The sequence below is a fragment of the Dictyoglomus sp. DH genome (genome assembly GCF_055181375.1).
Map to the genome: position 1 here is coordinate 457,696 of NZ_CM143706.1, position 23,811 is coordinate 481,506.

The 23,811-nt window shown below is 32.9% G+C and carries 24 protein-coding genes; 13 read left to right on the top strand and 11 right to left on the bottom strand.

Annotation, left to right across the window (positions count from 1 at the left end):
• Positions 1-10 precede the first annotated feature (10 nt).
• Positions 11-742 (top strand): tetratricopeptide repeat protein, encoded by a 732-nt coding sequence (locus ACY3JJ_RS02130; protein ID WP_463092154.1) that lies wholly within the window; start codon positions 11-13, stop codon positions 740-742.
• 44 nt (positions 743-786) lie between these two features.
• On the opposite strand, the gene ACY3JJ_RS02135 is transcribed toward ACY3JJ_RS02130, so the two are convergent.
• Both ACY3JJ_RS02135 and ACY3JJ_RS02140 read right to left on the bottom strand, forming a co-directional pair.
• Positions 787-2,196, bottom strand: a complete 1,410-nt coding sequence (locus ACY3JJ_RS02135) for a glycosyl hydrolase (RefSeq protein ID WP_463092155.1) — start codon at positions 2,194-2,196, stop codon at positions 787-789.
• A gap of 158 nt (positions 2,197-2,354) precedes the next feature.
• Positions 2,355-4,715, bottom strand: a complete 2,361-nt coding sequence (locus tag ACY3JJ_RS02140) for a C-type lectin domain-containing protein (RefSeq protein WP_463092156.1) — start codon at positions 4,713-4,715, stop codon at positions 2,355-2,357.
• A 204-nt stretch (positions 4,716-4,919) separates the two neighbouring features.
• On the opposite strand from ACY3JJ_RS02140, the gene ACY3JJ_RS02145 reads away from it, so the two are divergent.
• A complete protein-coding gene (locus tag ACY3JJ_RS02145) occupies positions 4,920-5,792 on the top strand; it encodes a cation diffusion facilitator family transporter (protein WP_463092157.1) in 873 nt (290 codons plus the stop codon).
• Positions 5,792-7,564 (top strand): YgiQ family radical SAM protein, encoded by a 1,773-nt coding sequence (locus ACY3JJ_RS02150; RefSeq protein ID WP_463092158.1) that lies wholly within the window; start codon positions 5,792-5,794, stop codon positions 7,562-7,564. Before ACY3JJ_RS02145 ends, ACY3JJ_RS02150 begins: the two co-directional genes overlap by 1 nt.
• A 1-nt stretch (position 7,565) precedes the next feature.
• Here the strand turns inward: ACY3JJ_RS02150 and ACY3JJ_RS02155 are convergent, their stop codons facing one another.
• Complete coding sequence (locus ACY3JJ_RS02155) at positions 7,566-8,318, bottom strand: glucose 1-dehydrogenase (RefSeq protein ID WP_463092159.1); 753 nt, start codon at positions 8,316-8,318, stop codon at positions 7,566-7,568.
• Positions 8,319-8,400: 82 nt separating this feature from the next.
• Between ACY3JJ_RS02155 and nadE the strand changes: the two genes are divergently transcribed.
• The 9 genes from nadE (at position 8,401) to lpdA (ending at position 16,809) form a co-directional block, all read left to right on the top strand.
• Positions 8,401-9,297, top strand: a complete 897-nt coding sequence (gene nadE, locus ACY3JJ_RS02160) for an NAD(+) synthase (protein ID WP_463092160.1) — start codon at positions 8,401-8,403, stop codon at positions 9,295-9,297.
• A gap of 20 nt (positions 9,298-9,317) precedes the next feature.
• Positions 9,318-11,582 carry a glycoside hydrolase family 3 C-terminal domain-containing protein gene (locus tag ACY3JJ_RS02165; protein ID WP_463092161.1) on the top strand — a complete coding sequence of 755 codons (2,265 nt, stop codon included), beginning with the start codon at positions 9,318-9,320 and terminating at the stop codon, positions 11,580-11,582.
• Positions 11,583-11,681: 99 nt separating this feature from the next.
• Positions 11,682-12,995: a DUF3887 domain-containing protein gene (locus ACY3JJ_RS02170; protein WP_463092162.1), complete on the top strand. Its 1,314-nt coding sequence runs from the start codon at positions 11,682-11,684 to the stop codon at positions 12,993-12,995.
• A gap of 119 nt (positions 12,996-13,114) precedes the next feature.
• Positions 13,115-13,351: a sulfurtransferase TusA family protein gene (locus ACY3JJ_RS02175; protein ID WP_463092163.1), complete on the top strand. Its 237-nt coding sequence runs from the start codon at positions 13,115-13,117 to the stop codon at positions 13,349-13,351.
• A gap of 17 nt (positions 13,352-13,368) precedes the next feature.
• On the top strand, positions 13,369-14,364 hold the full coding sequence (gene tsuA / locus ACY3JJ_RS02180; RefSeq protein ID WP_463092164.1) for a thiosulfate transporter TsuA: 996 nt from the start codon (positions 13,369-13,371) through the stop codon (positions 14,362-14,364).
• A gap of 19 nt (positions 14,365-14,383) precedes the next feature.
• Entirely contained in the window at positions 14,384-14,737 is a 354-nt protein-coding gene (locus tag ACY3JJ_RS02185; protein ID WP_463092165.1) for a DsrE/DsrF/TusD sulfur relay family protein, read from the top strand.
• An 11-nt stretch (positions 14,738-14,748) separates the two neighbouring features.
• Complete coding sequence (locus ACY3JJ_RS02190; RefSeq protein ID WP_463092166.1) at positions 14,749-15,108, top strand: DsrE family protein; 360 nt, start codon at positions 14,749-14,751, stop codon at positions 15,106-15,108.
• A gap of 16 nt (positions 15,109-15,124) precedes the next feature.
• Positions 15,125-15,403 (top strand): sulfurtransferase complex subunit TusB, encoded by a 279-nt coding sequence (gene tusB, locus ACY3JJ_RS02195; RefSeq protein ID WP_463092167.1) that lies wholly within the window; start codon positions 15,125-15,127, stop codon positions 15,401-15,403.
• Positions 15,404-15,417: 14 nt separating this feature from the next.
• Positions 15,418-16,809, top strand: a complete 1,392-nt coding sequence (gene lpdA, locus ACY3JJ_RS02200; RefSeq protein WP_463092168.1) for a dihydrolipoyl dehydrogenase — start codon at positions 15,418-15,420, stop codon at positions 16,807-16,809.
• Positions 16,810-16,844: 35 nt separating this feature from the next.
• Here the strand turns inward: lpdA and ACY3JJ_RS02205 are convergent, their stop codons facing one another.
• The 4 genes from ACY3JJ_RS02205 to ACY3JJ_RS02220 form a co-directional block, all read right to left on the bottom strand.
• On the bottom strand, positions 16,845-17,711 hold the full coding sequence (locus ACY3JJ_RS02205) for a Clp1/GlmU family protein (protein ID WP_463092169.1): 867 nt from the start codon (positions 17,709-17,711) through the stop codon (positions 16,845-16,847).
• A gap of 13 nt (positions 17,712-17,724) precedes the next feature.
• On the bottom strand, positions 17,725-18,075 hold the full coding sequence (rsfS, locus tag ACY3JJ_RS02210; RefSeq protein WP_463092170.1) for a ribosome silencing factor: 351 nt from the start codon (positions 18,073-18,075) through the stop codon (positions 17,725-17,727).
• The gene (locus tag ACY3JJ_RS02215; RefSeq protein WP_463092171.1) at positions 18,075-18,998 is read right to left on the bottom strand and encodes an LCP family protein; all 924 of its coding nucleotides are present in this window, start codon (positions 18,996-18,998) and stop codon (positions 18,075-18,077) included. The genes rsfS and ACY3JJ_RS02215 overlap by 1 nt, the downstream gene beginning before the upstream one ends.
• A gap of 112 nt (positions 18,999-19,110) precedes the next feature.
• Positions 19,111-19,392 (bottom strand): RNA-binding protein, encoded by a 282-nt coding sequence (locus ACY3JJ_RS02220; RefSeq protein ID WP_148805220.1) that lies wholly within the window; start codon positions 19,390-19,392, stop codon positions 19,111-19,113.
• A gap of 324 nt (positions 19,393-19,716) precedes the next feature.
• Here ACY3JJ_RS02220 and ACY3JJ_RS02225 point away from each other — a divergent pair, with 324 nt between their 5' ends.
• The gene (locus ACY3JJ_RS02225) at positions 19,717-20,610 is read left to right on the top strand and encodes a fumarylacetoacetate hydrolase family protein (RefSeq protein WP_463092172.1); all 894 of its coding nucleotides are present in this window, start codon (positions 19,717-19,719) and stop codon (positions 20,608-20,610) included.
• Positions 20,611-20,612: 2 nt separating this feature from the next.
• On the opposite strand, the gene ACY3JJ_RS02230 is transcribed toward ACY3JJ_RS02225, so the two are convergent.
• The 4 genes from ACY3JJ_RS02230 to ACY3JJ_RS02245 form a co-directional block, all read right to left on the bottom strand.
• Entirely contained in the window at positions 20,613-21,071 is a 459-nt protein-coding gene (locus ACY3JJ_RS02230) for a peroxiredoxin (protein ID WP_463092173.1), read from the bottom strand.
• Entirely contained in the window at positions 21,068-22,141 is a 1,074-nt protein-coding gene (locus ACY3JJ_RS02235) for an NAD(P)H-dependent flavin oxidoreductase (protein ID WP_463092174.1), read from the bottom strand. The genes ACY3JJ_RS02230 and ACY3JJ_RS02235 overlap by 4 nt, the downstream gene beginning before the upstream one ends.
• 18 nt (positions 22,142-22,159) lie before the next feature.
• Positions 22,160-22,927 carry an enoyl-ACP reductase FabI gene (locus ACY3JJ_RS02240; RefSeq protein WP_463092571.1) on the bottom strand — a complete coding sequence of 256 codons (768 nt, stop codon included), beginning with the start codon at positions 22,925-22,927 and terminating at the stop codon, positions 22,160-22,162.
• Positions 22,928-22,988: 61 nt separating this feature from the next.
• A complete protein-coding gene (locus ACY3JJ_RS02245; RefSeq protein ID WP_463092175.1) occupies positions 22,989-23,765 on the bottom strand; it encodes a DeoR/GlpR family DNA-binding transcription regulator in 777 nt (258 codons plus the stop codon).
• Positions 23,766-23,811 lie beyond the last annotated feature (46 nt).

Sequence of the window (23,811 nt, forward strand, 5' to 3'; positions counted from 1 at the left end):
GAGGTAGTTTATGAGAAAGATCTTTTTTGTAAGTCTCTCTTTAATATTACTTTTTAATATCTTACTTTCTATGGATTTTCAGACTGCTAATAATCTTTTTTATGAGGCAAGAAGAGATAGAGATGTAAACAAAATCATATCTCTTATCTCTGAACTTGAAAAGGACTCTAATCTTCAGAAAGATACTTATCTTCTTACGGTACTTGCAGATGCATATTTAGAGTATGGACATTGGGGAGTTATTGGTAAGGATAAAGAAAAAATGTATGAAAAAGCAAGGAGTTATGCGGAAAAAGCAATAAAACTTGATGACAAAAATGGAAGGGCTTGGTATATTGCAGGTGCAGCTATTGGTAGACTTGCCCAATATAAAGGTATTATACAAAGCCTTTTTATGTTGGGAGACTTTGATAGGTATATAAGCAAAGCTATAGAGATTCTTGAAGATCCTTTATATAAAACTTTTGCCCTTCTTGCTATGGGAATGAGATATAGGGATGTACCATTTCCCTTATATAATTATGGAAAGTCAGAATATTATATGAAAGAAGCCTTAAAATATACACCTATTTATCCTAATGTTTATTTAGAACTTGGTTATTTGTATCTTAAAATGAATAAAAAGGATCTGGCAAAAGAAATGTTTCAAAAGGTTATAGATAGCCCTCCTCATCCATGGCTCTTAAAAACTCATGAAGAGTCAGTATCTTTAGCAAAACAAGAACTTTCTAGATTAAAATAGATTAAGAAAAAGTTCCCCAAGGCTTTTTAGCCTTGGGGATTTTTTTATTCTTCTATAAATTTAGGAAGCTCGTCTTTTGTTATAACGAAAGGATGATTGAAGACTTTTTTGATATGAGAGGGCTCATTTTTATTTGGATCACTTTCGAATCCACTCCAAGTCATGAACCATGCCCAGTAAGCTTTCTCCTTAACCATAGCATCAGGATCTGGTATAGTTCCTGTTTCCGTCATGGCTACTAATTTTTTACCACCAAAAAGTTTTACGATATTGTAGAACATGCCTGTAGAGGGTGAATAATCTTTGTCTTTTAGATATATGTCAGCTCCGACTATATCTACGTATTCATCTCCAGGATACCAGTCAAGGGCAGAAGGAGAATCAGTAGTGGTCCAGATCCATATTAGATTGTTTATTTTATGATAATTAACAAGTCTATCAAAAAGAAGTCTCCATAATTTTTTGCATGGTTCTGGACCTTTTGCTCCCCACCAAAACCATCTTCCTTCAGCTTCATGGAGAGGTCTCCAAAGGACGGGAACCTTTGCTTCTTGTAGTCTCTTTAGTTGTACTGCTATAGCATCTATATCTCTTATTAAAAGCTTGTAATCTTCAGATTCTGGATGATTCATTGCATATTCAAGATCGAAACTTGTGGCTTGCGTATAAAAGCCTCTCCACCATTCCTTTCCAGGTACATCATAGAGTCCCTTTGGAGCATTCCAATGCCATTGAAATTGTACAATTCCTCCCATTTTCCACCAATCTATAGCATCTTCAACATCCCGGGAAGAGGCTCCTCTTTCAACCCTTGAAGGAGAGTAATCTATCATATCAAAACCACATATAGCTGGAAATTTATCAGTTAAGGTCCAGATATAAAAGGAGTCTTTATAGCCTTGTTGTCCTGATAAGGTATATTTTCCATAAATATTTATTAGGTAATCCATTAATTTCTGAGCTTCAGGAGATGGATTTGGAGTTACCAGCTTATTAGTAGGATTTAATGCTGGGATTTCCGCCTTTTTTATCTTAAAATAATCCAGCAAAAACCATCCCCAACTTTTTACAATACCTATGGTATTTTTCCCTTTCTTCAATGGTATTAATCCTCCTGATACAGTATTGAAGCTTTGAGATGGGTTAAATTTTATATTTGTTTGGAAGGCTCCATTTACGTAAAGGGAATTTTCTTTATATCCATATGGAGCTGCATATCCAATTATAATCTCATACATACCATCTTCTGGTACCTCTACAATGACGGTGCAAGAATCACCATCTTGATCGAACCCATCCACATATCCACTGCCTTGATATCCTGGAAATGTTTTTGCTACAAAGGTACCTTTTAGTATTCCGTTTTCTGCTTGGATAGTTATTTCTGATTGACAGACAGATATGGAGATAGTTAAGAACAGTATAAAGAGTGTAATAGTGATATATTTTGTCAATAAAATACCCCCTTTCATTTTTTGTAATTATTTTACATTTAATAATACATTTATGCAACAATAAGTATTTATTTTATATAATTGTAACCGTTATTATAAAAAGAAAGCCTCGGATTCAAATCCGAGGCTTTATAATGATCACAAATTTTGCTTATTAACTATTCCCATTCACAGATAAAGCCCTTTTGAATAGTTGGCACATTTCCCCATTTTCCAAATTTTTCTAACGTTTTATATATTATTAAATATTTTTCTACTTCCAAGTTATTGGGCTCTCCAGCGTCCCAATTGTAGAATACAAATGGCTCATCAGTTACCCATTTAAATTTTCTTTCCCCTTCTTCATATTTAGCTCCTAAGAAGTAATCATTTTGTTTACCATAAATAGATAGGAGAAATTCAATAAATCTTTGTTCTTCTAAGGATGTAATAGTGGCGAGATGTCCTCCCATATTTTCGCAAAAATCTCTTGCTTCTTCCCAGCTTAGATTTTTATCTATAACTGCATAAGTATGATTGTTGATAGGATTTGTTATTTTTACTATATTAACTGTTTCTTCTACTTTTTTAGGGGTTTCTATAAAAAGGGATGAAACTTGTTTGTTTAACCCTATGTAGTATCCACCATAAAGGTGGTTTCCTATGCTATTTACTTGTATATAATATGTGCCTGGTTTTAATTTTAAAGAGATTTGGTAATCAGAAACTCCTATGTCATTTCTTGCTATTTCTTGTTTATTTTCATTATAAATGAAGATGTAAGTAATCAATGTGGGTTCTTCTGTAAGATATATATCTAAGTCCATTTCTTGAGGAATATGGAATTTGAAGAAGTCATCTCTATCTTGTTTTTCATTTCCATAATATCCTAAAGTTCCTGAGATTACAGATGGAATACTTACATCTACAGCATTATTAATGTTATCGTTTGGTTCTTTGTCTCCTTTAATGTTTTGAGGTATAAATTTATTTTCTATAGTATAGCCACCGTAATGGATGTCCCAAAGACTTGATATTAATAAATAATATGTTCCAGCTTTTAGATTGGGATATATTAGTTTATAACTCCTATTTCTTGTTTCATTTCTCAAAATTTCTCTTTTTCCATTTATATCATAGAGGAAAGCATAAGTAGTTAAAGAATCATCATTTGTGATAGTTATTTCCAAATAACCATCTGAAGGTAGGGTTATTTTAAATCTATCATTTCTATCCTGACTACCATTTCCATAATACCCTAAATGTCCTGAAACTTTTGAGTTAACCAGAATTTCTTGAGATTGGTCAATATTTTTTTCCAAATCTAATTTTTCGTTTGGTTCAACATCATTATTCAAAGGATTAGTTATGAATTTGTTCTCTATCTTGTAACCACCATAATGAATGTCCCAAATGCTTTGAATTAATAGATAATAAGTGCCTGCTTTTATATTTGGAAATATCATGTTGTATTTACCTCTCGAGGTTTCATTTCTCATTATTTCTCTTTTACCATCTACATCATAAAGGAAAATACTGGTTCCGAGAGTGCTATCATTAGTTACAGTAAATTCTAAATATCCATCAGAAGGAATAGTAATTTTATACCAATCTTTTCTATCCTGGCTTCCACTTCCGTAATATCCTAAATGACCAGTAACTTCAGAATTTATTTCTATAACTTGAGATTGATCTATATTATTTGCTAAATCTAAGTTATCATTTGGTTCTTTATCTGCTTTAAGAGGATTAGGATTAAATTTATTCACTATTTTATAGTTTCCATAATGTACATCCCACCAGCTTTGTATTAATACATAGTAAGTGCCAGGTTTTAAATTTAATGATATGTTAAATTTACCTCTTCTGCTTTCATCTCTTGTCAATTCTCGTGCCATATTAACGTCATAAATATAAGCTGATATCATTAAGAAGGGTGATCTTGTAAATTCTATGTTTAAGGTTCCATTAGAAGGTACGGTGATCTTATACCAGTCCTTTCTATCTTGACTACCATTTCCATAATATCCTAAATGACCTGTGATTTCGGAATTTATTTCAATATTTTTTGCCTCGTCTATTCCTTGTTTTAGGTCTACATTATCATTGGGCTCAATATCATTTTTTAAAGGATCCTTTTCAAATTTGTTTGTTAGCGTGTAATTTCCTTGATGTTCTTCATACCATCGGGTTACTTTTACATAATACTTACCTTGTTTTAAAGCTTTTCTTATTACCAGTTTTTCATTTCTTATACTATCTTCTGCCCGAGCAATTTCTTTCTTCCCATCCGTATCATATAATAGTAGTGTTACATTTAGATTTTTGTCCGATGTTAGTGTTAATACAAGGAGGCCATCAGAACTTAGGGAAATTTCCCATATGTCAGATTTTATAGGAGATTTCAAGTTACTTGTAACAGTTCCATTTAAAGGTAAATTCCCTTTATTTATTTCTTGTGTCTGAGCTGAAGAAAGTTTCAACGATAGGGAAAACAAGATTAGAATGATTGAGACTAAAGTAAATAATTTTTTAAACATTTTAAATTTCTCCTTTCAACAGTGTTATTTTAATGAGAGAAGGAAAATTAATTTTTCCCTCCCCAAAAATTTTTAATACTATCATAACATAATTTTTTAAATTATGAAAAATTAAATTTGTATATAATAAAAGACTCTATTGACCATAAAGAGAATATTTGTAGATAATACTAAGGAATATGTACAATATTGGAGGTAAATTTTATGGCAAGGAAGATTTTAATTGCTATGATTTTAAATCTGTCCATGGCATTTTTAGAGATTATAGGGGGTGTTATCTCTGGAAGTCTTGCTTTAGTAAGTGATGCTTTACATAATGTAAATGATTTTTTTGCCTTAGTTATAAGTTATCTTGCAGAACTTATTTCAAAAAATAAAAAGAGTAACAAATACCATACGTATGGATATAGAAGGGTTGAAATTCTTGCTGCTCTTTTAAACGGGATTTTACTACTTGTTATATTTTTATTTTTGATTGTAGAAGCTTTTCATAGATGGAGGTCTCCTAAGGAAGTGCAGGGTTTACAAACATTTATCATAGGTATGATTGGACTTGTAGGTAATATTTTGGGGGCTTACGTTCTTCATGAGGATTCCCATCATAATTTAAATGTTAAAGGGGCCTTTTTACATCTTTTATCTGATGCTTTGTCTTCTGTTGGAGTTATAGTTGGAGCTATTTTCATAATTTTTTATAAACTATATTATATAGATACTATAATCTCTCTTCTCATAGCAGGTTTCATTTTTTATAATTCAATAGATCTTTTAAAGGATACTATTCATATTTTGATGGAAGGTACTCCAAAAGGCGTAAATATAGAAAGTATTGTTTCAGAGATATCAAGGATACCAGGAGTTAAGAATGTACATCATATTCATTTATGGCAGATATCAAGTAAAGATTTGCTTTTTTCTGCTCATGTGGTATTAGAGGATCAAATGCTTTCTAAGGCTGAGAGGATTGTGGAAGAGGTAAGAAAGCTTTTAAAATGCAAATTTGAGATAGATCATTCAACTATCGAACTTGAGACTGAAGAGGGAAACATAGATAAGAATTGTAGGTGTGAGTACTGATGTTTAATTTTTTACCTATAAATCTGGATGAGGTAAGGAGAAAAGGTTGGGATGAATTGGATGTAATAATCGTTACAGGAGATGCTTATGTGGATCATCCTTCTTTTGGATCTTCTGTGATTGGTAGAGTCTTAGAGTATCATGGCTTTAGAGTGGGTATAATTCCTCAACCTGACTGGAGAGATAAAAACTCTTTTAAAATACTTGGGAGACCAAGACTCTTTTTTGGTATTACTTCAGGTTCTGTAGATTCTATGGTGGCTAATTATACTCCAAATAAATTAAGACGTAAGGAAGATGCCTATACTCCATCGGGAACTTATGGTAAAAGGCCTGATAGAGCAGTTATTGTATATGCTAATGTGGTGCATGAATTGTATCCTGATGTACCTATTGTATTAGGGGGACTTGAAGCAAGCTTAAGACGATTTTCTCATTATGATTATTGGGATGATGAGATTAGACATTCTATTCTTTTAGATTCAAGGGCAAAGATTATTATTTATGGAATGGGGGAAAAACAAGTAGTAGAGATTGCAAAACTTATTGCAAAGGGTAAATCTTGGTATGACATATATAATGTACCAGGAATTCTTTATTCTCTTAGTGAGAAAGAGTTTAAAGAGTTTGTAGAAAAAGAAATATTAAAAGATTATGTAATGCTTCCTTCCTTTGAAGAGGTATCTCAAGATAAGGATAGATATCATGATTTTAGTAGAATGTTACTAAATGGAATGAAAAAGAGAAAGACTTTGATACAAAGAGATGGAAAAAGATATCTTGTACAAAATCCTCCTATGGAATATTCTGAGAAAGATTTAGATTTAATATATTCTCTACCTTTTCAAAGACTTCCTCATCCTTTATATAAAGAAAAGATTCCAGCTTTTGAAACAGTAAAAACTTCTATAATTTCCCATAGAGGTTGTTTTGGAAGTTGTACTTTTTGTTCTCTTAATCTTCACCAAGGTTGGCAAGTAATATCTCGTAGTGAAGACTCTATATTAAAAGAAGCATATAACCTTTCTCAACATAAGATATTCAATGGAACGATTTCGGATGTGGGTGGACCTACTGCTAATATGTATAGGTTGAGATGTAAGGTTTATGGTATACCTGGATCTTGCACTAACAGAGATTGTTTATTTCCAGAGATATGCCCAAGTTTAGTTATAGATTTTTCTCCCCAGCTTAAACTTTTGAAAAAAATAAAGGAAATCCCAAGAGTAAAGCATGTGTTTATCGCTTCAGGTATAAGGTATGATCTTGCCTTAAAAGATATTGATTATATAAGGGAGATCATAAAAGAAGGATATATAGGAGGACATATGTCTGTAGCCCCAGAACATGTGAAGAATAATGTCCTTGAGATTATGAAGAAGCCTAAGTTTGAGGTTTATGAAAGTTTTATGGCAGTATTTGAAGGAATAAAAAGAAAATTGAAGAAAGAGATATATGCTATTCCATATTTTATATCTTCTCATCCTGGAGCTACACTGAAAGATGCATGGGATCTTGCTATTTATGTGAAAGGATTGGGCCATTATTTAGAGCAAATTCAGGATTATACTCCATTGCCACTAACTCCAGCATCTTGTGCATTTTATACGGGGTATCATCCTGATAGAAAGGAAAGAATATATGTGGCAAAAACCTATGAAGAAAGAAGACTTCAAAGAGCTTTGGTACAATATAGAGATAGGAAAAATAGGGAATTTATTTTGAAAAATAAAAACAAGATACCTTTTCCCATTGATAAGTTGTTAAAGTAGTTCATAAATAAATCATTTTTTTTGTCATTCCGCCATCAACTATAAAGTTTGCTCCTGTAATAAATCCTGCGTCATCTGATATTAGGTATAGGACAAGACTTGCTATATCTTCAGGTCTTCCTACTCTTCCTACAGGATGTTGTTTGTGATCAAGTTCTGTAAGTTCTGCGGGTTTTCTTAAGCTCTTTTTCTTCCACTCTGATACTTCAATCCAGCCAGGACTTACACAGTTCACCCTTATATCAGGGCCAAGACTTATAGCAAGGGCATGAGTTAATGCATAAATTCCACCTTTTGATGCTGAATAAGCTTCCGTATTTGGCTCTGACATAAAAGCTCTTGTGGATGCAATATTTATGATTACTCCTTTCTCCTTTTTAAGGTAAGGATAGGCATATTTACTACACAAAAATGCTCCTGTTAGATTTACTCCTAAAACTCTATTCCATTCTTCTAGGGTGAGTTCTGATATATGTTTATTTATCCCAATCCCAGCATTGTTGATAAGATAGTTTATCTTCCCAAAGGTATTTACTGTTTCTTCTATCATATTTCTGACTTCTTCTTCATTGGATACATCAGTCTTAATAAATTTTATCTCTCCCAAGGATGAATATTCTTCTTCTGTTTCTCTTCCTGCTTCTTCATCAATCTCTGCAATTACTACTAAGATGCTATTTTCCAAGAATTTTTTGGCTATGGCTTTTCCAATTCCTTGCCCTCCTCCAGTTACAATAGCAACTTTTTTATACATACTTTCCAAACCTCCTTATTGTGGTTAAGAACTTTCAATATTATATTATTGTTAAAGGGAAGATATAAAGAGATTTCTTAAAATGAGTTTATTAGAAGAGAAAAACAGAATAATAAAGTTTTTAAGAGAAAAGTTAGACGAAGAGGGAAAGAATGGATATGTTATAGGGGTTAGTGGAGGACTTGATTCTGCTGTTGTATTGTATCTTTTATTGGAAGCTGTAGGCAAAGATAAGATTTTTGCTCTTATTATGCCTGAAATGGATTCTGAGCCTTCTTCCATTAGAGATGCCTTATTTTTAGTTAGAAACTTAGATGTTCCCTACAAAGTATTTAGTTTGACAAATACTCTTTGGGTGCTAGGGGTATACAAGATTATTCCTCTTTTTTGGCTTCTTTTAAGACCACTTAAGAAAAAAGCGGTAAGATATCTCTATGAGGAATATTCTAAATCCTTAGGTAAACCTATATTTTTTGCCCAAAGAGGTAAAGTGAATAGTAAAAGATTTAGGTGGTTTTATGAGGGTATTGCGTACTATAGGATAAAGCATAGATTGAGGATGATTCTCCTATATTTTTATGCAGAAAAAAAGAATTTTCTCGTAGTAGGTTGTACTAATCTTACAGAGGAACTTTTAGGATACTATGTAAGGTATGGAGATGATGCCGCTGATGTAGCACCATTATCTCATCTATATAAGACGGAAGTCAGAGAGCTTGCAAAGTTGTTGAAGGTCCCAGAAAAGATTATTAATAAAACTCCTTCTCCAGATCTATTACCAGGAATTACAGATGAATTTTCTTTGGGAGTTGACTATGAGACTATTGATAAAGTTTTAGTATCTTTTGAAGAAGGTATAAGCCCAGAGTATGTTGAAGTGATTGATAGATCTTTTGTAGAGCTTATTTATGATCAATATATTTTTAATGAAAAAAGAAAAGAGCAAACCTTTAAAGTTAGCAAGAAAAGAATAGTTTAAATTGTAAGGAGGTATATTAAATGGAGAGGGATATAAAAAAACTTATCTCACAGATAACCCTTGAAGAAAAAGCCTCTTTATGTTCTGGACTTGATTTCTGGCACACAAAACCCATTGAAAGACTTGGAATACCATCAATAAGAATGTCTGATGGTCCTCATGGACTAAGAAAAGAAGAAACCATGTTCAGCAAGACTGTACCTGCCACCTGTTTTCCACCAGCATCATGCCTTGCAGCCTCTTGGGATAGGGACCTAATTGAGAGAGTAGGAAAAGCTATTGGAGAAGAATGCCAGGCAGAAAATGTACAAATTCTACTTGGACCTGGAGTAAATATAAAAAGATCTCCCCTTTGTGGAAGAAACTTTGAATACTATTCTGAAGATCCTCTTCTCTCATCAGAGATGGCTAAACACTTCATAAAAGGAGTACAAAGTGAAGGAGTAGGAACATCTATAAAACACTTTGCAGCTAACAACCAAGAACATAGAAGACTTACAGTAAGTGCAGAAGTAGATGAAAGAACATTAAGAGAGATCTACTTAGCCAGTTTTGAGAAGGCAGTAAAAGAGGCAAAACCATGGACAGTAATGTGCTCTTACAACCGAGTAAATGGAGTATATGCCTCTGAAAATGAATTTCTTTTAACAAAGGTATTAAGAGAAGAATGGGGATTTGAAGGCTTTGTAGTATCAGACTGGGGAGCTGTGAATGACAGAGTAAAAGGACTATCAGCAGGACTTGATTTACAGATGCCTTATGATGGAGGTTGGGGAGACAAAAAGATCATAGAAGCAGTAAAGAAAGGAGAACTAAAAGAAGAGATTTTGGACAAAGCAGTAGAAAGAATACTAAAAATTGTCCTCAAAGCTATAGAGAATAAAAAGGAAAATGCCACATATGACAAAGAAGCTCATCATAGGCTTGCAAGAGAAGTGGCAAGAGAATGCTTTGTTCTTCTTAAGAACGAAGAAAAGATCTTACCATTAAAGAAAGAAGTAAGGATAGGTTTAATAGGAGCCTTTGCAAGAAAACCTCAAATACAAGGAGGAGGAAGTGCCCACGTAAACCCAACCATGGTAGATGATGCCGTAGAAGAGATTAAAAAGCTTGTAGAAGGAAAAGCAGAGATACTTTATGCAGATGGGTACAAAATAGAGACTGATGAAGTAGATGAGAACCTTATAGAAGAAGCAAAAGAAGTAGCAAAGAAATCAGATGTAGTAGTAATCTTTGCAGGACTTCCTGAAAGATACGAATCAGAAGGATTTGACAGACCTAACATGAAGATACCCGAGAATCACAACAGATTAATAGAGGAGATAGCAAAGATAAACAAAAATGTAGTAGTGGTACTCAGCAATGGAGCACCAGTAGAGATGCCATGGGTAGATAAGGTAAAGGCAATACTTGAGACCTACAGAGGAGGACAAGCCTGGGGAGGAGCAGTGGCAGATGTACTTTTTGGAGTTGTAAGTCCATCAGGAAAGCTTCCTGAAACCTTTCCAAAGAAATTAAGTGACAATCCCTCCTATCTCTTTTTCCCAGGGGAAGGAGACAAGGTAGAGTATAGAGAAGGGATCTTTGTAGGATACAGATACTATGACAAGAAGGAGATAGAAGTACTCTTTCCCTTTGGACATGGCCTCTCTTACACCACCTTTGAATATTCAGATCTAATTTTAGACAAGAAAGAGATGACTGATGAAGAGATATTAAAGGTAAGGGTAAAGGTAAAGAATACAGGAGAGATGAAAGGTAAAGAGATAGTGCAGCTTTATGTAAGAGATGTAAAAAGTAGTGTAATAAGACCAGATAAAGAATTAAAAGGATTTGTAAAGATAGAGCTTGAGCCAAAGGAGGAAAAAGAGGTTACTTTTGAGCTTGATAAGAGGGCCTTTGCATACTACAATGTGGAGATAAAGGATTGGTATGTAGAGACAGGAGAGTTTAAGATACTAATAGGAAGATCATCCAGGGATATAGTACTCAAGGATAAAGTATTTATGAAATCTACAAAGCAAATTAAGAGAAAGTATCATATTAATTCTACCATTGGTGATATCTTAGATGATCCTGGAGCATGGGAGAAACTTCAAAAATTTTTATTGGAACTTGAAAATAGATTTTCTATACCATCATATATAACTGCGATAAATAGGCCAGAAAATTATTTAAGAAATGATTGTTTGAGAAGAATGATATTCTATTATGTAAGAAGAGGGGCAGATCCAGAAGAGGTGGAAAAACTCTTTTATAAATTAATAGAGGGCCTTAATAATTGATTGAAAGAGTTTATTTGGGGTGAGAGGGAAAAAATTGTAAGGAGTATTATAAGGAGTATAGTAGATTATTGAACATATAATTTTAAAGGGGAATATTTTATGAGAAGATATATTATCCTTATTCTTTCTCTTATTACTATTATAACTATGACCTTTGCCCAAGAAGAGATATCCATAGCCAAGGATTTTGTATATCTTATGTCTCAAGGTGATTATGAAAAGACGGTAGGATATTTTGATTCTTCAGTATCTGCTGTTATCTCTTCTTCCAAGTTGAAAGATATATGGGAGAGTCTAATAAAAGGAGTAGGAAATTATGAGGGTATAATTGAGGAAAGAACTGAAGAATCTGGAAATTATAAAATTATATACTTAACAACAAAATTTTCTAATGCTTATATAGATATCAAGATGGTTTTTCTAAATAAAAATATTGTTGGTTTATTCTTTTTACCCGCCCAAATAAAAAGCTTTAACACTCCACCACCATATGTAAATCTTGAGGCTTTTGAAGAAAAGGATTTAAAAATTGGTAAAGATTTTGTTCTCCCTGGAAAGCTTACTATACCAAAAGGAGAAGGGCCATTCCCAGTAGTCATATTTGTCCATGGAAGTGGTCCAAATGATATGGATGAGACGATAGGACCTAATAAGATATTTAGGGATTTGGCATGGGGGCTTTCAAGTTTTGGGATTGCTACTTTGAGATATGATAAAAGAACAAAGGTATATCCTCGAGAATTTTCTAAGTATGAAGATGGTTTCACAGTAATGGAAGAAGTGATAGAAGATGTTCTTTATGCCATAGAGTTTGTTAAGACTCAAGAAGAAATTGATAAATCAAAGATATTTATTTTAGGACATAGCTTAGGAGGAATGCTTGCACCAAGAATAGCAAGCCTAAGTAAGGATGTGAAGGGAATTATTATCATGGCAGGACCTACAAGACCATTAGAAGATTTAATATGGGAACAGATTAATTATATTGCTAATTTAGATGGCAAAATGGATGAGAAGGAGAGGGAGCAACTTGAATTGATAAAAAAGGAAATTGAAAAACTAAAGGATCCAGAATTAGCAACAAAATACCCTTTATCCATGAATATATTAGGTGCTCCTGTTAAATACTTTTTGGATTTAAAAAATCATGACCCAGTTAAAACTCTTTCTGAATTAAATATTTCTGCCATAATTATGCAAGGAGAAAGGGATTATCAAGTAACTATAAAAGACTTTGAGGGTTGGAGTGTATTATCTAACAAAGAGAATATTACATTAAAGTTATATCCTAAATTAAATCACTTATTCATGGAAGGTACGGGAAAAAGTACGCCAGATGAATATAACAAGGTAGGGAACATACCAGAATATGTAATTAAAGATATAGCCTTGTGGATAAAAGATCAAAAATAAAGGTATATTTCTATAGAATTTGTGAAATTTAATAAGTGTTGTATTATTGAAATGCTATAATTTCTATTGTAATATATGTATTGTTAAATTTTTAACAATATTAAAGGAGGGATTTTAGAATGGATGTAAAACCTAATTATACCTTGGATGTCAGAGGAGAAGTTTGTCCTGTACCAGATGTGGAAACAAAGAGAAAACTAAAGACGATGCAGCCTGGAGAGATCCTTGAAGTACTTATCGATTACGCTCTTTCAAAGGAGAGAATTCCTCAAGGGGTAAAAGAGGTAGGAGGAGAAGTTCTTGCAATTGAAGAGATAGGTCCCAGTGAATGGAGAATTCTTATTAAAAAACTATAAAAGGAGGTTGTGATATTATGATTTGGCAAGGGCTTTTAGTAGGAATACTTTTTGGAATTGTTTTACAGAGATCAAGAATGTGTTTTAATTCTGCTTTTAGGGATGTTAAATTTAGTAAGGATAATTATCTACTTAAAATGGCAGCATTAGCTATACTAGTAGAAACTATAGGATTTCATTTGGTAGCTTCCTTAGGATTTATTAAACTTAATCCCTTACCCTTTATCCCACTTGCTCAGATTGTAGGTGGATTCTTATTTGGAATGGGAATGGTACTGGCTGGTGGTTGTGCAAGTGGTGTTACATATAGAGTTGGAGAGGGTTATATAACCTCTATATTAGCAGGTCTTTCCTTTGGAATAACAGCTTCTGCTGTAAGAGGAGGAAAATTAAATTTTGTGAATTCATGGTTTGGTAAGCCCATAACTATTAACTTACAAGATCCAGGTATATATAATGCAGTAGATGGAAAGGTAAATCCCACTCTTGCAACTCTTTTGGGGATTAATCCATGGATTATAGCTATAATTTGGGCAATTATTTTAGCTATCTATATATGGGGTACCAAGACTACTGAAAGACAAACTACAGGGCTTAATTATATTACAGGTGGTATAGCTCTTGGAATAGTAGGAATCATTGGTTATCTTTCTCAAAAGACATATGCCTTAGGTATTACTGGAGGATGGATCAATTTGTTAAGGGCAACAACAACGGAAACAAGCTATAACTGGATTGGAATGGAAGTTCTCGGTATAATTATTGGAGCATTTATATCTGCTTTAGCTTATAAGGAGTTCAAATTAAGGGTTCCAAAAGATCCTAAGACTTATGTTCAGGTTATAGTGGGTGGTATTTTAATGGGATTTGGAGCAGGAGTTGCTGCAGGGTGTAATATAGGTCATGTTCTTTCTGGTCTTCCTCATCTTGCTTTAAGTTCTATTTTGGCTACTATTTTCTTTGTTTTAGGAAATTGGTTTATGTATTGGTATCTATATCAAAAGAAACAATGAGTGAGGTGAATAAAATACTATGCAAATTGCTATACAAGTAAATGTTCCTCCCTATACATATGAGGATTTAGATACAGCAATCCATTTAGCAGAAGCAGCTTTGAATAGAGGGCATAAAGTATCCATATTTCTTTTTGCTGATTCAGTTCTTTCTGTAAATTCAAAAGTTAAACCTCTTAGAGTAGATAGAAATATTCCTTTAAAGATGAAAGAGTTGTCAGAAAAAGGAGTAGAGATTCATATTTGTGGATTGTGTGCTGAGTATAGAGGTATATCTTCTGAGAATACTGTAGAAGGTCCTAAATTTTCTGGAGTTCCTGAAATGGCATCTTTAATTTTTAATGCAGATAGATATATAAATTTGATGCCGTAGGAGGAACAGAAATGAAAAAAGTTTTATTTGTTGTATATCAAAGTCCAGGAGGATCTATTTGGGTAAACGAAGCTCTTCGTAGTGCTTTTGGTATGTATGGTGAAGATTTAGAGCCTTCTATTTTATTAATGGAAGATGCTGTGGTTGCAGTCAACCAAAATACTCACCCTGAGAATCTTGGATGTCTTTCTCTTTCTCTCTCTTTTAAATATTTGGAGAGATATGGAACTCCTGTATATGTAGTGAAGGAAGATTTGGAAAGTAGAAAGATAAAGGAAGAAGATATGGAACCTAAATGGAAGGCAAATATCATTTCGAAGGATAATCTTTCTGATTTTATACATTCTTTTGATAGAGTAATTTTCTTCTAAATGAGGTGGTAAAAAAATGGCACTTATAGTAATTAAGAAAAGTCCTGTTGAAAATATAAGCAAAAGGATGTGGGAAATTACAAAACCAGGAGATGTTGTTATTTTGGTGCAAGATGGAATATTTTGGGCTATAAATGAAAAGAGTAAAGAATATTTAAAAGATGGTGTTTCTGTGTATACATTAAAAGAAGACTTAGAAGCCAGGGGATATAGGGAAGAAGATAGCATATACAGTTGTATAGATTATAATGGTTGGGTAGAATTAATTGAAAAGAACGAATTGATTATATCTTAAGGAGGCCCAAGTAAATGGAAAAGTATGATGTAATTTTTTTAGGCGGAGGCTCTGGAGGTTATGTAGGAGCAATTAGAGCAGCAGATTTAGGAAAGAAAGTATGTGTGATAGAAGAAAGAGATTTAGGGGGAACTTGCTTAAATAGAGGTTGTATACCTACAAAAGCTCTTTTAAAGAGTGCAGAGATTTATAACAGTATTAAAGAAGGACATATATTTGGAATAAAGGTTGATTCTTTTGGATATGATGTGAATGGAATATATGATTGGAAAGAAAATGTAGTTAAGAAATTAGTAACAGGTATAGAATACCTATTCAAGTCAAGAAAAATTACTTTGAAAAAAGGAAAGGGGAAAATTCTTGATAATACTACAGTAGAAGTAGAAACAAAGGAAGGAAAAGAATTAATTAAAGGAGATAATATTGTTATTGCTACAGGATCAGAGCCTGCTATAATTCCATCTTTTAAGATTGATGGGGTAAATGTGCTCACATCCGATGATGCTTTAAGATTAAGAGAAATCCCTAAGGATATACTCATTGTAGGGGCAGGAGCTATCGGTATAGAGTTTGCAAACTTTTATAATGCTTTTGGTACCAAAGTAACTATTGTGGAGATGATGCCTCAAGTGGTACCTACTTTGAAGGATAAGAAGATTGCTGCTCTTCTACAAAGAATTTTAAGTAAAAAGGGAATTGAGATTAAGACAGGGGCAAAAATAGAGAATATAGAGGTTAAGGATAGTAAAGTATATTCTACTTTATCCACAGGAGAAACTATAGAAAGTGAGAAAGTGCTTGTCTCTATTGGGAGAAAATTAAATTCCGATAATATAGGACTTGAAAATGTAGGAATAAATACTGAAAAAGGTAGAATAGTAGTTAACGAATATCTAAGGACAAATGTAGATAATATATATGCTATTGGAGATGTAATAGGTGGTCTTTTACTTGCTCATAAGGCTATGAAGGAAGGAGAAGTAGTGGCTGAGATTATTGCAGGGGAAGAAAAGAAAATGGATTATGGAGTACTACCATGGGCTATATTTTCTACCCCAGAAATTGCAGTTTGTGGTTTAACTGAGGAAGAAGCAAAGGAACAAGGTATGGAAGTACTAGTAGGAGAATTTCCATTTACTGCTAATGGTAAGGCTGTTACCATGAATGCTACTGATGGACTTGTAAAGGTGGTTGCAAGAAAAGAGGATAAGGTACTTATAGGAGCTCAAATAGTGGGTCCAGAAGCCTCTGTAATGATAGCAGAACTTGCCCTTGCTATTAAGAACAATCTTACCCTTGATGATGTGGCAGATACTATACATACCCATCCTACTCTTCCAGAGGCTATCATGGAAGCAGTAAAGGTACCTTTAGGAAGTGTAGTACATATTGCTTTAAGAAGATAAGTAATATAAGGAGGAAGGCTTTTTACCTTCCTCCTTTATTGTGTTTCTTTAATGATATTAAGTTTTATCCCTCCAATTTCAATTCTTTTTACTTCTTGAGGATTTTTTAAAGGTGTAAATATATATATGATTCTTTTCTCCAGATCTATGTTCTCCACAATTCCCAAAGAAAGTAATCTCTCTCTTTTATCTAAAAGACCAACTAATCTTCCTCTGTAGTCTTCTTTTGTGAAATCTACGTGTTTATCTATAGAGTAAACTAAGAAAAGAGGAAAAACTAAGATTTTACTATCTTGAAAATATTTCTCATATCTTTTTTCCCTGAATTCTTTTCTTTCTTCTGGTCCTCTTTCTCTTGCATATGGACTTCTTGGTAATTTATAAACCTTTTTTGCAAATCTTCCTATAACTTTTAATAATGAATCTAATTCATTTAAAAAGTATATTCCTACAATAAAATCTGGATTAATAAGAGAGGTTTTGTAGTATTTTAAAATTTTTCCTAATCTTCCTTGTACAAGGCCACAGGTATTTATAATTATCAAATCTGCCTTTTCTTTTGCTTCATCAAGAAGCTTTCTTACTCCTGTTATTACTTGTAAAAATTTTCCTACAGGGGTAATTTCCCCTACAAAGTACCAACTATCTACAAATATATTTTCTGAGCTTGATATTTCTCCTTCTGGATAGATAAGAGAAATGGTACCTGGTAAACCAATATCCGCTTGTCCTAAATCGGAATTGATTACTGCTACTTTTAATCCATTCTGAATTCCCAAATCTGCAAGATATTTTACAAATGTACTTTTACCAGCATTTGTGAGTCCTAAGACAAGAATAGTACCCTTCTCATTTAGGAGCTCTCTTGCGGTCTCTTCCCATTCTATAGGGATATGAAGCATTTAGTCTCTTATTCTAAAATTCTGTTATTTTCGGTAAATTTTGGTAAAGTTCCTCAAGACCATAAAACTCTCTTGCTCTGGGAGAGAAAATATGAACTATTAAATCGTAGTAATCAAGAAGGGTCCATCCAGTACCTTCTCTTCCTTCTACTCCTCTTGGTGTAAATCCAAGTTTTTCCATTTCTTCTTCTATAGTTCTCTGAATTGCTTTTCTTTGAAGTGGAGTAGTACCTGTGCATATTATTATAAAGTCAGTTATACCTAATGCTTTTGAGACATCAATAATTACTATATTCTCTCCCTTTTTCTCCGATACAATCTGAGCAACTCTTAAGGCTTTTTCTCTACTTTCCAAGAAATTCATCACCCCTCCTTTGTATTATTAACTCTAAAATATTGATTTAATATCTCATCTAACTTGTTTCTATCGGGAATTATATAGCTTATTCCATTAATATTTTCGGGAATGCCTGGCATTAGAAAAGTATTAATATCCTCTTCAGTTATATCCAAAAACTTACTTGCTATCACTAAACCCTCCATAAGTGAGATATTAGTAGAAAGAATAGAGCCAGCAAGTGATATGTAATATGGAAGATTAATAAGGTTTACTTTCTCTTTTGCTTGTTTAAATAAGGCTTTTAAAAATTTTTGTTGTCTTTCTATTCTTCCTAAGTCTCCCGTTAAATCATGTCTAAATCTCACATATCCTAAAGCCTCTTTACCATTTAAATGATGAAGACCAGGATTAAGATCTACAAGGAATTTATCTGTTTTATCCCTATAATACATCCTTTTTTCTACTTCTATATCTACACCGCCTATGGCATCTATAAACTTTTCAAATTGTTGAAAGTTTACCTTTACATAGTAATGTATAGGAATACCGGTAAATTCTTCAATGGTTTTCAGAGATAGATCAATTCCTCCATAAGCATAGGCATGATTAATCTTTGTATATCCATAATTAGGTATATTTACCCTTGTATCTCTTGGAATAGATAGTATATATACCTTTTTATTTTTAAGATCTAAGGAAGAAATCATTATGGTATCTGATCTTCCAGGATCATCTTTTCTTTCATCTACACCAAGCAGAACCACATTTATTTTATCCACATGATTTAGAGCTACATCTAAGAGATCTACTTTATCCAAAGAAGGATAATTTTTAGTAGGAGTGTAGTTATAACTTCCTTGGATGTAATAATATCCACCAACTCCTACTGCTATAAGTACTAATAGGAGTATTAAAATTCCTATTGCAAATATTTTCCACTTCTTCATATATATATCTTACCTCCAGCTTTTGGTTCTTTTATTAATTATTATATACCTAAACAAAAGACCCCTCCAAAAGGAGGGGTCTTTTTATTTTAATATTTTAGATTAGTCTAAACTATTGACCACGATTTCTTCTTTCGCGTGGTCTTTCTTCCCTTGGTTTTGCTTCATTAACAACAATTTTTCTTCCCTTTACTTCTGTGTTGTTAAGTTCAGCTATCATTTTTGCAGCAGAATTGTCATCTACTTCAACAAATCCAAATCCCTTAGATCTTCCTGTATTTCTGTCAGAGATAATTCTTGCAGAATATACAGTACCGTGATTTGAGAATATAGATTTTAGCTCTTCTTCTGTTGTAGACCAAGGTAAATTACCCACATACAAAGTCTTACTCATTTTTTCACCTCATGGAAAGTTTTAGATTTTTTAAATTGGGAAAGCTTTTTACGGGAGCATTTCCAGAACCCTTGAGAACTTGGAACAAATAGGATACTGCTCGGTACACTTCACCTCTCTTTCTGGAAAATAAAAATGCTTGAGAATTCATTTGGTGGGTCCAAAGGATTCTCAAGCATTTTCTTTCACTTTTATCTTTGTTTTTCAAAAACCTAAACATATAGATAACCTTAATTATAGGATTAACTATACCATATAAATTTATAAATGTAAAGTATATGATATAATTATCTTCAAGTTTTAGATAAAAAAGGAGGAAGGCTTATGAAGATTGCCAATTGTAAGGCTGGAGAGAGAAATTTTGTTGGCCTTTTTTATGAAGATAAAATGTTAAATTTTTCTAAAGCTATCCATATATATTCGTCCATATATGAAAAGACTCCTAAGAATGTGGATAAAATTGATGATCTTCTTTATATAGATGATCTTCGTGAGTATTTGAGTAAAGTGTTTGATTTTATTCTTGAGCATAATTTTATTTATACCCTTACGGAAGAGAAATTTAAGTACCTTCCTCCCATATTAAAGCCTCAGAAAATTCTTGCCTTAGGCAGAAATTATTCTGAGCATGCTAAAGAACTGGGACATAAAATACCTAAGGAGCCCGTCTTTTTTAGTAAAGCACCATCTTCTCTTATTGGACATGAGGATAAAATAGTTTATCCCTCATTCCTTACAAGGGTAGATCCTGAAGTAGAGTTAGGAGTGATAATAAAGAAGAGAGTTAAATATATTAAAGAAGAGGATGCTTGGGACTATGTTCTTGGCTATACTATTGTAAATGATGTTACTGCCAGAGACATGCAGGCAGAAGATTTTCAAAATACTAATCCTTGGTTTAGATCCAAAAGTTTTGATACTTTTTGTCCTATAGGTCCTTTTTTAGTATTCAAAGAGGATTTAAAAGAACCTCATAACCTAAATATAGAACTTAGAGTAAATGGGGAAGTAAGACAGAAGGATAATACTAAAAATATGCTCTTTAAAATTCCCCAAATTATTTCTTACATTTCCAAACATCTAACCTTAGAGGCTGGAGATATTATAGCTACTGGTACACCTTCAGGTATTGCTCCTATAAATCCTGGAGATGTGGTGGAGTGTGTGGTAGAAAAAGTAGGTGTATTAAGGAATAAAGTAGTAGAGGAAAAATTATAACGTTATTTCTTTTCTATCAGTTCGTCTAATTTACTGAGTACCTCTTCTACGTGTCCATCTACTTTTACATTTTTCCATGAATATACAATCTCTCCCTCTGGAGAGATAATAAAGGTGCTTCTTATTGGGCCTTCCGTCTCTTTACCATACATTTTCTTCTTTCCCCATGCCCTATATTGTTTAATTACCTCTATATTTGGATCAGAAAGGAGAGTAATTTTTAAATTATATTTTTCCACAAACTTTTTATGACTTTCTATAGAATCTTTGCTTATTCCCACGACTTCCACATTCCTTTTATTGAATTCTTCGATCTTTTCTGAGAAATTTACAGCTTCTTTTATACAACCTGATGTCATATCTTTTGGATAAAAATACAGTACTACCCATTTACCCTTATAATCAGGAAGTTGCCAATTTTGACCATTCTGATTTTTTAATGTAAAATCTATAGCTTTCATAAATTCTCTTCCGCCTCTTTTACTAATTCATTAATCAGATCTTTTACACTTACAATTTTGTCAACCCTATAAGCATTAGCTCCTGCAAAAGCAAATCCTGCTTTTAAGTTTCCCTTTTTGGCATTTAGTAATGCTAAGGCTATGCAATATGGAGTATTTTTATAGTCACATGTCCTTATGCATTGAAATACACATTTGTATGGTTTCTTTTCTCCCCTTTCAACTGCCTCTAAAAACTCATTTTTTATGGCTCTTCCAGGAAGCCCCACAGGGCTTTTTATAATGACGATGTCTTCTTTTTTAGCCCTTATGTATTCTTGTTTAAATTTTTCATCAGCATCGCATTCATGAGTGGCGACAAATCTTGTAGCCATCTGTACTCCACTCGCACCTAATTTAATGAATTTTGCTATATCTTTTCCCTCATATATACCGCCACCTGCAATTACAGGAATTTCTTTATCATATTTTTCTTCTAAGATTTTTACCTCATCTAATACTTCTTTTAATCTGTTTTCTAAGGTTACATTAGGATCTTCTAATTCTTCCTTCTTAAATCCTAAATGACCTCCTGCTAATGGTCCCTCTACTACAAAAGCATCAGGTACATAATTGTATTTTTCAATCCAACTTTTGGCAATGATTTTAGCTGCCCTTGCCGAGGAGACAATTGGGACCAATTTTGTGGTTGCTTCTTTTATAAGATATTTAGGAAGGTCTAAAGGAAGACCGGCTCCTGAAAAAATAATATCTACCTTTTCTTCTATTGAAGTTTTTACCATATCTACAAAATTAGAAAGGGCTACCATTATGTTTACTCCAATTATACCCTTTGTTTTTTCTTTTGCTTTTCTTATTTCATTTCTTAACGCTCTAATATTAGCTTCAATAAAATTTTCAAAAAAATCTGGCTCATCCATACCAATACCTGCTGTACCTATTACACCTATACCTCCAGCCTCTGCTACAGCTGATGCAAGTCCTGAAAGAGATATTCCAACAGCCATACCTCCTTGTACTATTGGTATTTTGGCTACTAAATCCCCAATTCTAAGTTCTGGTAATTTCATTTATTTCCTCCTCAAAATTTATATACCCATAATATTGTATCCTGCATCTACATAGAGAACTTCTCCTGTTATTCCAGATGCAAGATCACTTAAAAGAAAAACTGCAGAATCTCCTACTTCTCTATGTTCAATATTTCTTTTTAAAGGTGCTTTTTCTCTGTGATATTCAAGCATGTCACTAAATTTAGCTATACCTCTTGCAGCTAAGGTGTTTAATGGTCCTGCTGAGATAGCATTTACCCTTATATTTTCTTCTCCTAAATCATAGGCTAAATATCTAACTGAAGCTTCTAATGCTGCTTTGGCAACTCCCATCACATTATAATTAGGAACTACCTTTTCAGCTCCATAATAGCTCAGGGTAAGTATACTGGCAGGTCTATTTAATATTCTTTTGAATATCCTTGTCATAGCAACAAAAGAATATACACTTATTTCCATTGCAGTTAAAAATGCTTCTTTAGAAGTTTCAATAAAGGGATTTTTTAAGGCGTCAGATGGAGCATAAGCTATAGAATGTACAAATCCATCTATTTTACCTACTTTTTTCTCAATCTCTTCAACTACCTTTTCAATATTTTCATCTTTTGATACATCACATTCTACAAGTAGTGGCTTTGGATTTAAGTTAGCTATCAATTCTTCTACATTTTCCCTTAATCTTTCGTTTTGGTAACCAATAATAACCTCTCCTCCAAATTTCATTATTGATTGAGAAATAGCCCAAGCAATACTTTTTTTATTTGCTACATTAAAAACAGCAAATTTCTTCCCCTCTAACATAATACATACTCCTTTCTTTTTAGGGTTTATTTTAAAAAATTATACCATAATGGGTGTTATAGGTTTATTCTTCTTCGGGATGTACAGTTATAACTTCTACTCCTTCTTTTTTAAGGTCTTCTATATAATGAGATGGAACATTGTCATCAATGATAATTTTATGCATAACATTTGTGGGTGCTACGAAAGAAAAACATTCCTTTCCAAATTTACTATGATCTGCAACTCCTATAATTTCTCTTCCCATCTCTATGATTAATTTTTTAATTTGGGATTCAGCTATACTTGCAGTATACATACCTTTTGAAGGTATAATTCCAGATATACCTAAAAATACCTTATCAACTCTAAATTCTCTTAAAACTCTTTCTGCCAATGGCCCAATGAGAGCAATAGTCTCTTTTCTAAGAACACCACCTGTTAATATTACTTCTACACCTCTTGCGTTAAGAAGTTCTCTTGCAACTTCTATCGAATTTGTAAGCACTGTAAGATCATGTTTATTTTTTATATTTTTTGCTATTTGTAATGTGGTGCTCCCTGCTTCAATAAATATGGATTCACCATCATTTATGATCTCTGCAGCCTTTTTCCCAATAGCCATTTTTTCTTTAAGGTTTTGTCTTTTTTTAGTAGTAAAAAGAGGTTCAAAGGAAAAACTATGAGGTAGTATTGCTCCACCATGTGTTCTCTTAAGGAAACCCTCTTTTTCCAAGGCTTCTAAATCTCTTCTTATAGTTGCTCCTGTTACATTGAATAATTTAACTAAGTCGTTAACTTTGATACTTCTTTCTTTTTCTAAAAGCTCAAGTATTTTAGATCTTCTTTCATCAGGAAGCATAATTTATATCACCTAATTATTTTATTTATTTTTATTTTTGGATAAT

Coding starts and splice junctions, on each gene's coding strand:
- ACY3JJ_RS02130 (WP_463092154.1), top strand. CDS start 11: ATGAGAAAGATCTTTTTTGTAAGTCTCTCTTTAATATTACTTTTTAAT.
- ACY3JJ_RS02185 (WP_463092165.1), top strand. CDS start 14,384: ATGCAAATTGCTATACAAGTAAATGTTCCTCCCTATACATATGAGGAT.
- ACY3JJ_RS02140 (WP_463092156.1), bottom strand. CDS start 4,715: ATGTTTAAAAAATTATTTACTTTAGTCTCAATCATTCTAATCTTGTTT.
- ACY3JJ_RS02225 (WP_463092172.1), top strand. CDS start 19,717: ATGAAGATTGCCAATTGTAAGGCTGGAGAGAGAAATTTTGTTGGCCTT.
- tusB (WP_463092167.1), top strand. CDS start 15,125: ATGGCACTTATAGTAATTAAGAAAAGTCCTGTTGAAAATATAAGCAAA.
- ACY3JJ_RS02170 (WP_463092162.1), top strand. CDS start 11,682: ATGAGAAGATATATTATCCTTATTCTTTCTCTTATTACTATTATAACT.
- ACY3JJ_RS02145 (WP_463092157.1), top strand. CDS start 4,920: ATGGCAAGGAAGATTTTAATTGCTATGATTTTAAATCTGTCCATGGCA.
- rsfS (WP_463092170.1), bottom strand. CDS start 18,075: ATGAATTTCTTGGAAAGTAGAGAAAAAGCCTTAAGAGTTGCTCAGATT.
- ACY3JJ_RS02220 (WP_148805220.1), bottom strand. CDS start 19,392: ATGAGTAAGACTTTGTATGTGGGTAATTTACCTTGGTCTACAACAGAA.
- ACY3JJ_RS02155 (WP_463092159.1), bottom strand. CDS start 8,318: ATGTATAAAAAAGTTGCTATTGTAACTGGAGGAGGGCAAGGAATTGGA.
- nadE (WP_463092160.1), top strand. CDS start 8,401: ATGAGTTTATTAGAAGAGAAAAACAGAATAATAAAGTTTTTAAGAGAA.
- ACY3JJ_RS02215 (WP_463092171.1), bottom strand. CDS start 18,998: ATGAAGAAGTGGAAAATATTTGCAATAGGAATTTTAATACTCCTATTA.
- ACY3JJ_RS02165 (WP_463092161.1), top strand. CDS start 9,318: ATGGAGAGGGATATAAAAAAACTTATCTCACAGATAACCCTTGAAGAA.
- tsuA (WP_463092164.1), top strand. CDS start 13,369: ATGATTTGGCAAGGGCTTTTAGTAGGAATACTTTTTGGAATTGTTTTA.
- ACY3JJ_RS02230 (WP_463092173.1), bottom strand. CDS start 21,071: ATGAAAGCTATAGATTTTACATTAAAAAATCAGAATGGTCAAAATTGG.
- ACY3JJ_RS02205 (WP_463092169.1), bottom strand. CDS start 17,711: ATGCTTCATATCCCTATAGAATGGGAAGAGACCGCAAGAGAGCTCCTA.
- ACY3JJ_RS02150 (WP_463092158.1), top strand. CDS start 5,792: ATGTTTAATTTTTTACCTATAAATCTGGATGAGGTAAGGAGAAAAGGT.
- lpdA (WP_463092168.1), top strand. CDS start 15,418: ATGGAAAAGTATGATGTAATTTTTTTAGGCGGAGGCTCTGGAGGTTAT.
- ACY3JJ_RS02190 (WP_463092166.1), top strand. CDS start 14,749: ATGAAAAAAGTTTTATTTGTTGTATATCAAAGTCCAGGAGGATCTATT.
- ACY3JJ_RS02175 (WP_463092163.1), top strand. CDS start 13,115: ATGGATGTAAAACCTAATTATACCTTGGATGTCAGAGGAGAAGTTTGT.
- ACY3JJ_RS02235 (WP_463092174.1), bottom strand. CDS start 22,141: ATGAAATTACCAGAACTTAGAATTGGGGATTTAGTAGCCAAAATACCA.
- ACY3JJ_RS02245 (WP_463092175.1), bottom strand. CDS start 23,765: ATGCTTCCTGATGAAAGAAGATCTAAAATACTTGAGCTTTTAGAAAAA.